Source organism: Neisseria sp., assembly GCF_041804105.1.
Classification (GTDB): domain Bacteria; phylum Pseudomonadota; class Gammaproteobacteria; order Burkholderiales; family Neisseriaceae; genus Neisseria.
This window is the reverse complement of the sequence record NZ_JBHCJY010000008.1, coordinates 1-14357: the sequence shown is the minus strand read 5'-3', so window position 1 is coordinate 14357 and position 14357 is coordinate 1. Positions and strand designations below refer to the sequence as shown.

The 14357-nt window shown below is 54.9% G+C and carries 12 protein-coding genes and 1 pseudogene; 9 read left to right on the top strand and 4 right to left on the bottom strand.

The genetic code is table 11. From position 1 onward, the window contains the following. Positions 1-42 precede the first annotated feature (42 nt). From ACEYDX_RS00835 to ACEYDX_RS00825, 3 genes are read right to left on the bottom strand one after another with little or no spacing between them, the layout of a single operon-like run. Entirely contained in the window at positions 43-1230 is a 1188-nt protein-coding gene (locus ACEYDX_RS00835) for a glycosyltransferase family 4 protein (protein WP_373740148.1), read from the bottom strand. After that, a complete protein-coding gene (locus ACEYDX_RS00830; RefSeq protein ID WP_373740147.1) occupies positions 1227-2486 on the bottom strand; it encodes a glycosyltransferase family 4 protein in 1260 nt (419 codons plus the stop codon). The genes ACEYDX_RS00835 and ACEYDX_RS00830 overlap by 4 nt, the downstream gene beginning before the upstream one ends. A gap of 29 nt (positions 2487-2515) precedes the next feature. After that, a complete protein-coding gene (locus ACEYDX_RS00825) occupies positions 2516-3709 on the bottom strand; it encodes a glycosyltransferase family protein (protein ID WP_373740146.1) in 1194 nt (397 codons plus the stop codon). A 504-nt stretch (positions 3710-4213) separates the two neighbouring features. On the opposite strand from ACEYDX_RS00825, the gene ACEYDX_RS00820 reads away from it, so the two are divergent. The 8 genes from ACEYDX_RS00820 to ACEYDX_RS00785 all read left to right on the top strand — a co-directional run bounded on the left by ACEYDX_RS00820 (position 4214) and on the right by ACEYDX_RS00785 (position 12708). Continuing rightward, positions 4214-5380 (top strand): porin, encoded by a 1167-nt coding sequence (locus ACEYDX_RS00820; RefSeq protein ID WP_373740145.1) that lies wholly within the window; start codon positions 4214-4216, stop codon positions 5378-5380. A gap of 164 nt (positions 5381-5544) precedes the next feature. Next, a complete protein-coding gene (locus ACEYDX_RS00815) occupies positions 5545-5853 on the top strand; it encodes a hypothetical protein (RefSeq protein WP_373740150.1) in 309 nt (102 codons plus the stop codon). Positions 5854-6173: 320 nt separating this feature from the next. Further along, the gene (ruvB, locus tag ACEYDX_RS00810) at positions 6174-7202 is read left to right on the top strand and encodes a Holliday junction branch migration DNA helicase RuvB (RefSeq protein ID WP_373740149.1); all 1029 of its coding nucleotides are present in this window, start codon (positions 6174-6176) and stop codon (positions 7200-7202) included. Positions 7203-7384: 182 nt separating this feature from the next. Further along, a complete protein-coding gene (locus ACEYDX_RS00805) occupies positions 7385-7531 on the top strand; it encodes a hypothetical protein (RefSeq protein WP_373740144.1) in 147 nt (48 codons plus the stop codon). A gap of 217 nt (positions 7532-7748) precedes the next feature. Next, positions 7749-8621 carry an iron-siderophore ABC transporter substrate-binding protein gene (locus ACEYDX_RS00800; protein ID WP_373740143.1) on the top strand — a complete coding sequence of 291 codons (873 nt, stop codon included), beginning with the start codon at positions 7749-7751 and terminating at the stop codon, positions 8619-8621. Next, a complete protein-coding gene (fhuB, locus tag ACEYDX_RS00795) occupies positions 8615-10603 on the top strand; it encodes a Fe(3+)-hydroxamate ABC transporter permease FhuB (RefSeq protein WP_373740142.1) in 1989 nt (662 codons plus the stop codon). Before ACEYDX_RS00800 ends, fhuB begins: the two co-directional genes overlap by 7 nt. 90 nt (positions 10604-10693) lie before the next feature. Next, positions 10694-12052: a glutamate--cysteine ligase gene (gene gshA, locus ACEYDX_RS00790; protein ID WP_373740141.1), complete on the top strand. Its 1359-nt coding sequence runs from the start codon at positions 10694-10696 to the stop codon at positions 12050-12052. Between the two features lie 395 nt (positions 12053-12447). Further along, a complete protein-coding gene (locus ACEYDX_RS00785; protein WP_373740140.1) occupies positions 12448-12708 on the top strand; it encodes a hypothetical protein in 261 nt (86 codons plus the stop codon). Between the two features lie 283 nt (positions 12709-12991). Here ACEYDX_RS00785 and ACEYDX_RS00780 read toward each other — a convergent pair whose 3' ends face one another. Further along, positions 12992-13609, bottom strand: a complete 618-nt coding sequence (locus ACEYDX_RS00780) for a DUF4230 domain-containing protein (protein WP_373740139.1) — start codon at positions 13607-13609, stop codon at positions 12992-12994. Between the two features lie 212 nt (positions 13610-13821). Here ACEYDX_RS00780 and glyA point away from each other — a divergent pair. Continuing rightward, a pseudogene (gene glyA, locus ACEYDX_RS00775) lies at positions 13822-14357 on the top strand (serine hydroxymethyltransferase); the annotation flags it as partial.

Here is a 14357-nt window from a genome sequence, read left to right as displayed (position 1 = left end):
CTGATTTTTTCCCGCCAATTGTTTTCGTTCATAGCAGTTTTCTCAAATGTTTTTCAGACGGCCTGTATCGGCGGCGATGTTCAAAATGCGTTCCACCACCGACAGCCAGCTGTGTTCGCGTTCGGCGGTTTGCCGTGCGGCCGCGCCCAAACGCTGGAGCGTTTCGGGACTGTCCAGCAGCGAAGCGATGCAGCCGGCCATTTTCTGCGGGTTTTCGGCTTCGACCAAAACACCGTTGAGGCCGTCTGAAACCACGCTTTCCAAATGCCCCACGCGTGTGGCGACCACGGGAATGCCCGCGGCCATGTATTCGTAGATTTTCAGCGGCGAAAAATAGAAATGTTCCATATTCGGATACGGCGCGACGGCGATGTCCATTTTCGCCAGCCATTGCGGCACTTCGTCGGGCTGAACCGCGCCGCTGAAGGTAACGCCGTCTGAAAAGCCGAGCGCGTCGATGCGGTTTTTCACCGATTCGTATTCGGGGCCGTCGCCCACGATTAACAAGTTCACGTTGGGGTTGCGCGCGCGCAGCAAAGCCCATGCTTCGACCAAAGTGGCCAGACCGTGCCACGGTTTGAGCGTACCCAAAAAGCCGACGGTGGCGGGTGCATCTTTTTTCAGACGGCCTAAACGTGCGGCGTTTTCCGCAGCGGCAGGGGCGAAACGTTCTAGCGATACGCCGTTGGCCACCACATGCACGCGGCCTTGCGCTTTGGGAAAGGTTTCCAGATACTGCTTCACGCCGGGCGACACGGCAATCATCGCGTCGGCAGCGGCAAACACCGATTCGGCCACTGCCTGCGCTTCGGCTTCCAGCGGCAGTTCGCGGTGTTTTTTCTGCTCCTCGATCAGCGGCGCGTTCACTTCCAAAATACCCGCGCAGCCATGCTGCTCGGCGAACTTCATGCCCGCGTCGCTCCACAAGGAATAGCGTTCGTACACCAAATCGAACGGGGCTTCCGCCGCCAGCATGGCAATGACTTTTTTGTTGGCGGCCAACGCCGCGCGCGCACGGATTTCCACCGAATCTTTCGGCAGCGCATCCAACGGGCGGATTTTGACGTTTTTCAACGCTTCGGGTACATCGCCGCCCAAACGCTGGGCAAACAGGGTCACATCCAAACCCTTTTGCAGCATACCTTTAATCACTTCCTGCACATGCACGGAAGCGCCTTTGGTGCCAAACACGGGAATGCCGGGATCGGCGCAGACATAGGCAACCCTCATGAACACGCTCCTTGTGTGTGGCCGGCAACGGCTTGCTCAAACAGGCGGCGCAGTTGCGCGGCGTTGCGGTCTTCGTCGTATTCGCGTTCAATCAGTTCGCGGCCGTTGCGCGAGAAGGTGCGGCACAAATCATGATCGTCCAGCAAACGCTTCATGGCGTCGGCCAAGGCTTGCGGATTGCGCTCGGGTACGCACAAACCCGTCAGGCCGTCTGAAACCAGTTCGGGAATGCCCGCCACTTGCGTGGAGATCACGGGCGTGCCCAAAGCCATCGATTCCAGCAACACGGTCGGGAGGCCGTCGCGGTCGCCGTCTTCGCTGATGACGCAGGGCGCAACCACCATATTGGCGTGTTTCATCATATCGATGATGTCGGGCTGCGGCATCGGGCCGACCATCGTTACCATGTCGCCGATACCCAATGCGTCGATTTGCGCGGCCAGTTCTTCTTCCAGCAGACCGCCGCCGACCAAGGTGCAGCGCAATGGAACGTTCTGTTTTTTCAGCAAAGCCAACGCGTCGAGCAATACGTCGAACCCTTTTTTCACCACCAAGCGGCCGACCGCCAAAATATGGCGTTCGCGCGAACCGAATTCGCTGTAAGGGAATTTGCGCAAATCCATGCCGTTGTAGATGCGCACGGCTTTGGCGGCATCTTCGCCGTATTGTTCGCGCAGATAGGCAAGGTTGTAGTCGGAAACAGTAACGGCGGCGGCGGAGTCGCGCATTTTTTTATCCAGTTCGACGGGCTGCTCGTATTGGAAATAGATGTCTTTGGCGTGGGCGGTGAAGGTGTAGGTAATGCCCGCAAAAATGGCGGCCTGCCGTGCAACCGTGGTGGCCTGCGTGCCGAAGTGGGCATGCAGATGGTTGATGCCGCGCGCTTTGATTTCCAAGGCTATGGCGATACTTTGCGACAGTTCGTGTACATTGCAGCCGGCCTCGGCCAGTTTTTGCGCAAAATCGGGCAATTCCTGAAAGGCCGTCTGAACCAGCTGCCATAACACTTCGGGTTTGTGCTGTTTGTTATTCAAGCGCGTAACGGGTGCGCGCACCTGCGAAATGCCGTCCTGAAAGTGTGTTTCTTCAACCGGGCCAAGCGCGAAAATATCGATTTTCAGGCCTTCGCGCTCATGCGCCAAAATTTCGTTGACGACAAATGTTTCCGAAAAGCGCGGATAGCGTTTGAGTACATACCCGATGTAAAGCGGCGCGCCTGCCGGTTGGCTGTTTTCTGTTTTGGTGTTGTTATTCATGATGTTTTTTCTGAAATGAAAGGTAGAAATCAGGCGGGGCTATTTTCGAGAATTTTTCGGACTTCGTTGGCCACGCGGTCCAAGCCGTCGAAGCGCAGCGTATCGCGGGCATCGGCCTGAGGTTTTTGTTCGCGCATCCATGCGCTCAGTGCCTGCGGTGTCAGGTCGTCGGGATGCAGGCAGTCGATAACGCCCATTTCCGCCAGCCGAGAAGCCCGTATCCACTGCTCGGTTCTCGGCTTGATGCGCGGAACAATCAGGGCGCGTTTGTTGAACGACAAAATTTCGGTGGTGGTGTTATAGCCGCCCATCGAAATCATGCACTCCGCCCCTTTCATGATTTTCAGCGGTTCGGGAACGAAATCCACCACTTTGATGTCTTGGCCGACACGTTCGTGCGCCATTGCGTGCAGACGTTCGCGTTGTTCTTCCGGCATCAGTGCGCCGGTAATCAGCAGGCCGTTCCAGTTTTCGGGCAGTTGCACCTGCATAAACGCCTGCGCCAATGCAAAACCATCCTGCCCGCCGCCGACCGCGCACAGCGCGTAAGGCGATTCGACTTCGGAAATCACGGTATCCAAACCGCGCACTTCCATACGGCGGCTTTGATCGAGATAGCCGACATAGCGCAGTTTTTCGACAATATCGGGGGCAACTTGGTACTCTTCGGCAAAGTTATACAGGTTGGGATCGCCGTACACCCAAATGCTGGAGAAATACAGTCGGATAATTTCGATGTTTTGCAGCTTTTTCCACTGGCTACGCACCGCTTCAGGTTCGTCGATGATGTCGCGCACGCCCAAAACGATGTGCGTACCGAGGCTGGCCAGCTCAGGCAGAATGTTGTCCAACTCGTTCATCGCACCGCGGGGCACGTTGTCCACCACCATAATGTCCGGCTCGAATGCTTCCAGTGCGGCATGAATGATGTTTTTGCGGATGTTGACCAAGCGTTTGACATCCTTGCCTAAGGAACGGGGGATGTATTGGCCGTCTGAAGTTTTGAAATAAGTCGGCATCGTTACGCTGTCCGCACCTTTGGGCAGCTTGAACGCACCCGATTCGCGCACGCCGGAAAGCAGCAGCACATCTGCATCGGGATATGCTTCCAGCACCGATTGCGCCAGCAGCATATTGCGTCGGATATGCCCCAAGCCCATGGTATCGTGCGAATAGAAAGCAATTCTGGGGGAAGTTTTTTTATCTCTTGATATGGTGGCCATGATTGTTTTCACTTAAAATTAAATAATGCTTAGATAGTGTGTGTAATCCAAATCATCGTCTGTATTTCTGTATTGCTAAGTTTGATATTGTCACGCTGATAGCGGCAAAACCGACATACAGGCCGTCTGAAACAACCGACAAATTTAGCACCAAAGATAAAATAGGACTATTTCGCCCTTTTAAATACACCAACAAATTTTAACACTATCATCACGATGACATAAGCCGACATAAGCCGAGTTTATATAGGGTTATCATTTGATATTAAACATATAACAGCTTATTCGATAGCATGATTTTTACTAAATGATGACAAAAAAATAATATTTTTTACATTTTCAAAACTTAAAAGTGTAACAAACAAAATATTCTATACAGATAGGTTTATATTTTCGAATAATATTATTTCTTTAGCGTTATTTATTCCGTTGCCTAATTATCGCAAGACCGATAAACTTTATTTTTTCAAGCTGTTTACAACACTTTCATCATTGGAAAATTTCATGAAAAAAACCACCCTAACCCTTTTAATGTCGGCCTTTGCCGCAACGCCCGCCATGGCTGTTTCCCTTTATAAAAACGAGTCGTCGGGTACGGAAATCGACTTTACCGGTTCGGCCCGAATCAAATGGGAAACCACCGCCGACAAAACAACCGAATACGACGACGGCCAAGTGGACGGCATCACCAAAGAAGCCAAAAACCATCCTGTTAAAAACAACGGTTCGCGTTTCGGCTTCAAAGCAAAACAGTCTTTGGGCAAAAGCGACCTGTATGCGCTCGGACGCGTGGAATGGCGTTTCCGCGGCAAAGACAATAAAGGCAACGACCGCCCGTCCAACCACGATTTCGACAACCTTTACGCCCGCCAGCTTTACGGCGGCATCGGTCATGAAAAATACGGCGAGCTGACTTACGGCAACCAAACCGTGATTACCGACGAAGTCAAACAGACCGATTTGGCCAATACCTTGAGCCTGAGTGACGGCCTGCTCAATTCGGGTATGCGCCGTTCCGTACAGTATGCTTATAAAAACAAAGACCAAGGCATTAAAGCGGGCGTGTACTACAGCGGCGGCAGCAAACGTGATAACAACGGTTTGACTTTCCTTGATGATGATGACTCAATAAAAAAACTCAAAGATGCTTGGGGTACCGGTGCCGTCAAAACATTCAAAATCGACGACAAACAGGAATTTACTTTGGCAGGCGGCGTTACCCGCGAACGCTTCAGCCAACGTAACGACGCAGCTGATAGAACAGAAACTGCCTACGCCGTCGGCACCGCATATACCTACGACAACACCACCGTCGGCTTGGATGTCGAACGCGGTGTCTATAAAAACCACGAAGAAACCGGCAGAAAAATCACCGAAGACGAAATCCGTACCGTGCTGTATCACAAGCTGAGCAACGACTGGAGCGCCTACGGCATGTATGCCTATAAAACCGAGAAGCGCGACGAAGCCGGCGAAAGCTCCGCCCGCAAAGAAAAGAAACACCAGTTTATGCTGGGTACGGAATATTATCTGATTCCGAAAAGCGAGCCGTTCCATGTCAAAACTTTTGCCGAAGTGCAAACCACACGAAGCAAAGACTACCGCAGCGGCGAATTGCGTGAAAAAAACCGTAACTACACCACCGTGGTCGGTTTACGCGCTTATTGGTAACCGGGTTCGGTAAAACCATGTTTAAGGCCGTCTGAAAATGTTTTCAGACGGCCTTTTTCAATTTCCGACAAACAACAAACACCCTATTCCGTTGCAACGCGGCAGGCATACCGTGCGGTATAATGGCCGCCCCAACCATCCGCCTGCGTCCGAGCACAAAACCCATGCTGCACAACAACCTGCTTCTCAAAATCGCCAACGAAGACTACCGCCGTCTGATTGAAACCAACGCCCGCCGTTTCAGCATCCCCGAAGTGGATTTGCTGCATGAAATACTGGAAACATTCGAATTCGATGTGGTGCAGGCGCAGGCATTGGCGCAGGCCGCGATGCTTCAGGCAAAGTTCGACCCCGATGCGCTGCACATCGAAACCGATGATGACGAAGACGTTACCGGCGTCTGCCCCCACTGCATCAACCCGCCGATGCCGCCCTTGCGCGATTATATGGTTTGGCGGCAAACGCGCGGATAAGGTTTTCCCGAAGGTTTTTCAGACGGCCTTGAAACACTAATGTCGTCATTACCGCTCGGACAGGAATCCATTGTTTATATTCTCAAGTCAATGAATAAAAAAGGATTTCTTAAGTCTTCAGCATGGATGCCCGCCTGCATGGGAAATACGGTAGCCGGACGCGCTTTTCACTTTCTCCGGAACCTGCCGAACCAAGGCAACGGATTTTTGTTATCGTGGCCCGAACATTTGCGCCTTCGCTATTTTTCGGGATTTCGGATTTTTATGCTTCAGACGGCTATAATACAGGCCGTCTGAAAACGTTTTTTAAAGCCCTCCCTATGCTGCAAACCGACAATCTGACCGCTGCACAGCCGCACCGCATCGTAACCGCACAAGCTGTTTCTTCGCAGGAGGAACTGCTGGAACGCGCCCTGCGGCCGAAAACGCTGGACGACTACATCGGGCAGGAAAAAGCCAAAGAGCAGTTGGCCATTTTCATCCAAGCCGCGAAAAAGCGCGGCGAAGCGCTCGACCATACGCTTCTGTTCGGCCCGCCCGGATTGGGTAAAACCACGCTTGCCCACATCATCGCCCGCGAGCTGGGCGTCAACCTGCGCCAGACTTCCGGTCCCGTGCTCGAACGCGCCGGCGATCTGGCCGCCCTGCTGACCAACCTCGAACCGCACGATGTTCTGTTCATCGACGAAATCCACCGCTTAAGCCCTGTGGTGGAAGAAATTCTCTACCCTGCTCTCGAAGATTACCAGCTCGACATCATGATCGGCGAAGGCCCCGCCGCCCGTTCGGTCAAAATCGACCTGCCGCCGTTTACGCTGGTGGGTGCGACCACGCGCGCGGGTATGCTGACCAACCCGTTACGCGACCGTTTCGGCATCGTTTCACGGCTGGAGTTCTATGAAAACAAAGACTTGGCAACAATTGTCGCACGCTCGGCACAGCTTTTGCAGCTTCAAATGGGCGAAGCCGGTGCGATGGAAGTGGCCAAACGCAGCCGCGGCACGCCCCGTATCGCCAACCGCCTGCTGCGGCGCGTGCGCGATTATGCGGAAGTCAAAAACAACGGCGTGATTGATGCGACCACCGCCGATGCCGCATTGAGTATGCTCGATGTCGATGCACAGGGTTTGGACGTGATGGACAGAAAATTCCTCGACGCCGTTTTGCACAAATTCGGCGGCGGCCCGGTGGGGCTGGAAAACGTTGCCGCCGCCATCGGCGAATCCACCGATACGATTGAAGACGTTATCGAACCGTATCTGATTCAGCAGGGTTTTTTACAGCGCACCCCGCGCGGACGCATGGCGACGGAGCGAGCCTATCTGCATTTCGGCCTGCATAAAGACTGATTGGACAGCCCGCATCCTGAACGGCAGACGCAGTTGCCGTTTTTTCCGTTACCGCGGTATCCGGTTACACGGCGCTCGGTTTTGAAAGCAGAAATCAGGCTGTGTTTGAACCGCCCGACAATAAAACAAGGCCATCATGGGCGACCGTGCCGTTTCCGCCATTGACCCATAAAGAAACCGATTTGCCGCTGAATGATGTGTTTCAGACGGCCTTTCCAACCGATGCCCATTCGAGCCGATGCCTAATAATAAACAGCACAGGCAGGCCGTCTGAAAAACCTTTTCAGACGGCCTGCCTGTGTTTTGAGCAACTCTTTATTCATTGGTGAACCCGAACGGGATTCCCGCTTGTGTGAATGACGGTGGCTGACGGTTCCGTACCGAACCGATGCCCGATCGATACCGTGCAAACGCAACCATAAACAAATTGCCGTTCCGCCCGTCTTTCCCCTGCCCTGTTCTCTTCACACTTATTTTGATAACATCCGCTCTCATTTCCCGTATTCCCGTTTTCAGACGGCCTTAACCTTTTCCCTTTACCGTTCCATGCTCAAAGCCTTTTTTCCTGCCGCGTTTGCCGCTTTCTTATCCGCCGCCCTGCCCGCATTTGCCGCGCCGCGCATCGCCACATCCGACTGGACGGTGGCGGAAACGCTGGCAGCCATGGGCCTTCCCCCCGTCGCGGTGGGCGACAAGCGCGTGTACGGCACTTGGGTCGGTTATCCGCCGCTGCCGGAGCGTTCCAAAGAAGCGGGGCTGCGTTTCCAGCCGAACCTTGAGCGGCTGCGGCAGATTCAACCGGATTTTTTCGTGCAGTCGAAATGGTATGCGGCGGCCAAACCGCAGTTTGAAAAAATCGCCCCTGTCTATGAACTGGATTTCGGCACGGATACGGGCATCGAATATGCGCATACTTTGGCGGCAACGCGCCGTCTGGCAAAAATAGCGGGGAACCCCGCGGCAGGCGAAAAACTGATTGCCGATACGGAAGCCGTGTTTGCGCAGGCCAAAAGCAGGCTGGCGAAATTCCAAGGCAGGCCGGTGGCGGCGGTGCAGTTCGACGATGGCCGCTATGCGCGAATTTACGGAAAAACTTCGCTCTATCAAGTAGTTTTCGACAAAGTCGGGCTGAAAAACGCTTGGACGGGAAAGTCCGACCAATGGGGTTTGGCACGGATTCCGCTGACGGATTTGGCGAAACTGCCGCGCGGCACGGTGTTGGTCATCGTGCCGCCGCATCCGCGCAATACGCGGCAGACTCTGGAAAAAAGCGCGTTGTGGAAGCGGCTGCCGTTTTCGCAACCGCACAACCGGCGCGTGATTCCCCCTGCTTGGAGCTACGGCGCGCTTCCTGCGATGCAGCAGTTTGCCCGACGGCTTGCCGAAGCCATGCCGTCTGAAAAGGAAATGCCGTGGTAGCAAATCAGGTTTCTCATGCCGTTTTCAGACGGCCTGTATTTTGGATGCTGGTGATCGCAGCGGGTTTGGCGTTTTTCCTATCGGCATGGATTCTGCACCTGCAATGGCATCTGCCGTGGGCACAGCTCTTTGCCCATCCCGATACCCTGCCCGTCGATGCGCTGATGGTGCAGAACAATACGCTGCCGCGAATGGCGATGGCGCTGCTGGCGGGCGGCAGCGTGGCGGTGGCGACGATGCTGATGCAGCAGCTGATGCACAACCCGCTTGCGTCGGACTCCACATTGGCGGTCAGCAGCGGCGCACAAACGGCGGTAGTCGGGGCGACGGTGTTTGCGCCCAACCTGCTGCTTTACGGCACGGGAGCAGTGGCGTTTGCGGGGGCGGCGGCGGCATTGGCGGCGGTGCTGTGGCTGTCATCACGCAAGGAAACGGTGCCGCTCACGGTGGTTCTGTCGGGCTTGGTGGTATCGCTTTATCTGGGTTCGTTTACCGGCATCGTGATGCTGTTTTTCAGCGAAGAAACGCGCGGCGCGGTGCAGTGGGGCGCAGGCTCGCTGATGCAGGACAGTTGGGCCGACAGCGGCTACCTGCTCGGCTGCATTGCCGCAGCGGGCTTAGTGATTGCCTTGTTAATCAAGCCTTTGGTTATCATGAGCCTGAACGACACCCAAGCCCGGGCATTGGGGATTCCGGTGAAAAAAATCCGTTTGGCGGCATTGGCTGCTGCTGCGTTTTTGAGTGCCAACGTGGTTGCCCTGGTGGGCATGATGGGGTTTACCGGATTGGCTGCGGCCACGGTTGTGCGGCAGACGGGAGTCCGCACCCTGCCCGCCCGTTTGGCGGCATCTTTCGCGGCGGGCGGACTGCTGCTGCTCATCACGGATAACACCTTGGTTTTGCTCAAGCATTATCATGAAACCGACCTGCCTGCGGGTGCCGTTGCCGCACTTATCGGCGCACCGCTGCTGCTTTGGCTGATGATGAAATCGCCTGCCCGCCCCGGTTTTCAGACGGCCTCAAGCCAAACCGTGGCTGCCGTCAGGCCGTCGCCGCTGCTGCGCCTGCTGCCTGTGTTTTGGGGAGCGGCGGTATTGCTGGCACTGTTTGTCGGGCGTAGCGACAGCTGGCAGTTCACACTCAGCGCCGACTATCTCGATCTGCGTTATCCCCGTGTCTTGCTGTCCGCCGCCTGCGGCGCGCTGCTTGCGCTGACCGGCGTGATGCTGCAAAGGCTCACGCAAAACCCGATGGCCAGTCCCGAGCTGCTCGGCATCAGTTCCGGTACCGCGCTCGGCGCCACCGCATTGGTGATGCTGTTTGATATTCCGTCGGGCGGTTGGTTTTGGGCGATCGGCGCGCTTTCATCGCTCGGCACGCTGCTGCTGATTCTGCTGTTCAACCGTAAAAACGGCCTGATGCCCGAAAAAGTGTTGCTGACCGGTATGGCCGTGGCTGCTTTCAGCGAGGCCGTTATCCGCATTTGGGATGCCAGCGGCGATTTCCGCGTGCAGCTGCTGATGGCTTGGCGAAACGGTTCCACCTACCATGCCACGCCCGAAACCGCCGCAGCCGTGGGTGTTTTCGCCGTCATGATGCTCGCCGCCGTGCTGCCGCTGCACCGCTGGCTCGGCCTGTTGAGCCTGAACGCGGTCATCGCCCAATCCGCAGGCGTGCACGTTGCCAAAGCACGCACCGTGCTCATCGTTCTCAGCGCCTTGTTGACCGCCGTTTCCACCCTGCTTGTCGGCCCCTTGAGTTTCGTCGGCCTGCTCGCCCCCCATCTGGCCAACATGCTCGGCGCACGCCTGCCCAAACAGCAGCTGGCCTGCGCCGCCCTTATCGGCAGCACCGTGATGACCGCCGCCGACTGGCTCGGACGGCAGATTCTGTTCCCTTACGAAGCCCCCGCCGGCCTGATGGCCACACTCATCGGCGGTGCGTATTTCATGGTGATGATGCGGAGAATGCAGCGGTTTTAAGGCCGTCTGAAAACGGCATTCCCGCTTGCTGAACCGTATCAAAAAGTTCTATCATGCCGCTTCCGTAATTTTTACAGAAGGCCGAAAACAATGAAGCTGCCCGTTATCGACAATGCTTATCTCCCCCCCTTGCAGGCGTTCGAAGAAAAAATCCTGAAAAACCACGCCGCAATCGAAAACTGGTTCCGCGGACAGTGGCGGGTACACAAACCGCCGTTTTACGGCTCTGTGGACATCCGCAACGCAGGTTACAAAATGGCTTCTATCGACATGAACCTGTTCCCCGGCGGTTTCAACAACCTCAACCCCCACTTCATCCCCATTGCCGCAGTCGCCGCACAGGATGCCGTACAGCGTGCCTGCGCCAGCGCGAAATCGGTTCTGATTGTGCCGGAAAACCATACCCGCAACACGTTTTACCTGCAAAACGTCTATGCCCTTGCCGACATACTGCGCTCGGCCGGATACGAAGTGCGTTTGGGCAGCCTGAACCCCGAAGTAACCGAACCGACGGAATTTCAGACGGCCTTGGGCGACACCATCCTGCTCGAACCGCTCCAACGCAGCGGCAACCGCGTCAGCCTTGCCGACGGCTTTTCGCCCTGCGTCGTGCTGCTCAACAACGACCTTTCCGCAGGCATTCCCGAAATCCTCAAAGGCGTGGAGCAAACCGTATTGCCGCCGCTGCACGGCGGTTGGACAACCCGCCGCAAAACCGCCCATTTCGCCGCTTACGACCGCGTGGCCGAAGATTTCGCCAAACTCATCGGCATCGACGTATGGCACATCAATCCCTATTTCGAGCAAATCGGCGGATTGGATTTCCAAGAACGCGAAGGCGAAGACGCGCTGGCCGAAGCGGTGGAACGGATGTTGGCGAAAATCCAGGCCAAATACGACGAAAAAGGCATTACCGACAAGCCTTTTGTGATTGTCAAAGCCGATGCGGGCACTTACGGCATGGGCGTGATGAGCGTGAAATCCGCCGACGATGTGCGCGGACTGAACCGCAAAAACCGCAACAAAATGGCCAAAGTCAAAGAAGGTTTGGAAGTAACCGAAGTCATCGTCCAAGAAGGCATCTACACCTACGAAACCCTTGACGGCGCGGTTGCCGAACCGGTGGTTTACATGATGGACAGATTCGTTATCGGCGGCTTCTACCGCGTTCACGAAGGCCGCGGCACCGACGAAAACCTCAACGCCGGCGGCATGGTGTTCGTTCCCCTGTCGCAAAGCATCCCCACCGGTAACGGCGACGACACGCCCGACTCGCCCGAAAGCTGCAAACGCGTTTTCGAACAATGGGATTCGCTCGGCATGCCGCGCAGCCAAGACTGCGGCAGCGTCCACATCGACAACGAATCCAACCGCCTGTATGTATACGGCGTGATGGCGCGGCTCTCGCTGCTGGCCGCAGCGGTAGAACTGGAAACGGCAGCCCCGTAATCAAGCAATACCGTTCACAGCAAAAGGCCGTCTGAACAATATTCAGACGGCCTTTTGTGTATGGTTGTGTTTACATAATACGTTAACGGTATCGGCCACCGCCGTTCCTGCGAAGGCAGGCATCTGGATTGAACGAAAGAAATCTTTTTATTCATGTACTTATGAATATTGATTGGCTCTGAATTTTCTGCCACATAGACGTAGCAGTTGTTAAGAGTCCGTATAAATAACGCATCCCGCCAAACCGGATTCCCGCCGACTGCAACCGATTCGCCGCAGTTTTCATGCCAAGTGTTAAATTTTATTCTGAAATTTACAGAAAATTTACACATTGGCCGCAAACCCCGCTATAATCAGCCCCGTCAGTTTCAACTCAAAACCTACCGGATTTCCAAATGGATAATATGGTAACCATCATCAACATTCTGCTGATTCTCACCCTGCTCTATACCTGCGTCTTGGTATGGGCGCGCAGCCTCAGGCGGAAAAAAGCGTATTTCCAAAAAATCAAAAACGACCCGGCCACCCGAAAATGGCTGCGCGACCATCTCTCCGGCGAAGAACTCAAAGACCTGAAAGCCGTTAAAGAACGCTATTTCTTTTCCATGATGCAGGCCAAACAGTTGGTCGACGATTATTACCGCAACAGCAAATAACTGTCCGCAGCAGAAAAGGATGCATACAGGCCGTCTGAAAATGTTTTTCAGACGGCCTGTTCTTTAAATTTGGCTGTGTTTGGATATTGTGCCGATGACATACCGGCAAAACGGTTTTTCCCGACTTTCGTCATTCCCGTGCAGACGGGAATCCATGTTCGAAATCCGAAATCTCTTTTTAAGCAGATATTTGTGAATATCAAAACCGGATTCCCGCCTACGCGGGAATAACGAAACGGACTGCCGTCCGTATCGGTTTCGGAAATACAGACGGCCAACCGCATCAACGGCACGCCGCTGCGCCTTCGGGATACACCGATGCAGGTGTCTGCGTCAGCGCAAACAGGGTTTCGAGCTGCTGCACGGCCTGGGTTTGGGCATGGTTCAAAATACCGGCCTTACACGCGGCGGCGCGTACCTGTTTTCTGGCCTGTTCCTGCACCTGCGTAAACACGGTTTTATCTGCCGGATGCAGGTCGAAATGCCCCGTTTGAATGTCGTACACTTCGATGTTTTCCAAATCCACGCTCAAAATTTCGGTTTGCGGCAGGCTGATGATGACTTTGCCGTCCACAATGTTCACCTTGTCGGCGGTCAGCTTGTCCAAATCCAAACCGGCCAGCACTTTGCCGCGCACCACAAACAATCCCTTCTGCGAATCCTGCCACAGCGCATACCAATTACCCTTTTTCTCGGTGCGGATGATGGTGTCGATGTAGAAAGCCGTGCTTTCCAGCCTGTTCAAATTCTTGATTTGCTGCAAAACACCTTCGCGGCTCAATACCTGATGTGCCGGTTCGGACGGTTTTTCGGGTGCGTTTTTCATGCCGTAAAACAGGCCGAGCGCGGCAGCCGCTGCCGCCACAACCAGTATGGCCAAAATGCGGAAAAAGGTTTTCATTGCGTGTCTATACCCATAAATAGCTGAAAGCGGGCTTAATATCGTTGCAGGCGTTTGGTTTTCAAGAAAATTTTACACTTCCCGAGTAGGACGTTTTCAGACGGCCTTTATCTCAATACGGCTTGCCCGACGGTATTTAGCCCTGACAAGCGGCTTCGTTTTCCGCTACAATGCAAAACACTTTTTCCACCCGAATCCGAAGGAATGTAGAGATGTTCTCCAAAAGCGTAACCATAGCAAAATACGACCCCGAACTCGCCGCCGCCATCGATGCCGAAGTACAGCGCCAGCAAGACCACGTCGAGCTGATTGCCTCCGAAAACTACGTCAGCTGCGCCGTGATGGAAGCCCAAGGCACCCAGCTGACCAACAAATACGCCGAAGGCTACCCGAGCAAACGCTACTACGGCGGCTGCGAACACGTCGATGTGGCCGAACAGCTCGCCATCGACCGCGTGAAAAAACTGTTCGGCGCGGAATACGCCAACGTGCAGCCCCACTCCGGCAGCCAGGCCAACCAAGCCGTGTACGCTTCCGTTTTGAAACCGGGCGACACCATTTTGGGCATGAGCCTCGCCCACGGCGGCCACCTGACCCACGGCGCAAGCGTGAACATCTCCGGCAAACTGTACAACGCCATTACCTACGGCTTGGACGAAAACGAAGTATTGGATTACGCCGAAGTGGAACGCCTGGCGCTGGAACACAAACCCAAAATGATCGTGGCCGGCGCTTCAGCCTACGCGCT

Excerpts from the sequence above, each read along its gene's own strand:
- ACEYDX_RS00835 (WP_373740148.1), bottom strand. The coding sequence starts at position 1,230 with ATGAGGGTTGCCTATGTCTGCGCCGATCCCGGCATTCCCGTGTTTGGC.
- ACEYDX_RS00830 (WP_373740147.1), bottom strand. The coding sequence starts at position 2,486 with ATGAATAACAACACCAAAACAGAAAACAGCCAACCGGCAGGCGCGCCG.
- ACEYDX_RS00825 (WP_373740146.1), bottom strand. The coding sequence starts at position 3,709 with ATGGCCACCATATCAAGAGATAAAAAAACTTCCCCCAGAATTGCTTTC.
- ACEYDX_RS00820 (WP_373740145.1), top strand. The coding sequence starts at position 4,214 with ATGAAAAAAACCACCCTAACCCTTTTAATGTCGGCCTTTGCCGCAACG.
- ACEYDX_RS00815 (WP_373740150.1), top strand. The coding sequence starts at position 5,545 with ATGCTGCACAACAACCTGCTTCTCAAAATCGCCAACGAAGACTACCGC.
- ruvB (WP_373740149.1), top strand. The coding sequence starts at position 6,174 with ATGCTGCAAACCGACAATCTGACCGCTGCACAGCCGCACCGCATCGTA.
- ACEYDX_RS00800 (WP_373740143.1), top strand. The coding sequence starts at position 7,749 with ATGCTCAAAGCCTTTTTTCCTGCCGCGTTTGCCGCTTTCTTATCCGCC.
- gshA (WP_373740141.1), top strand. The coding sequence starts at position 10,694 with ATGAAGCTGCCCGTTATCGACAATGCTTATCTCCCCCCCTTGCAGGCG.
- ACEYDX_RS00785 (WP_373740140.1), top strand. The coding sequence starts at position 12,448 with ATGGATAATATGGTAACCATCATCAACATTCTGCTGATTCTCACCCTG.
- ACEYDX_RS00780 (WP_373740139.1), bottom strand. The coding sequence starts at position 13,609 with ATGAAAACCTTTTTCCGCATTTTGGCCATACTGGTTGTGGCGGCAGCG.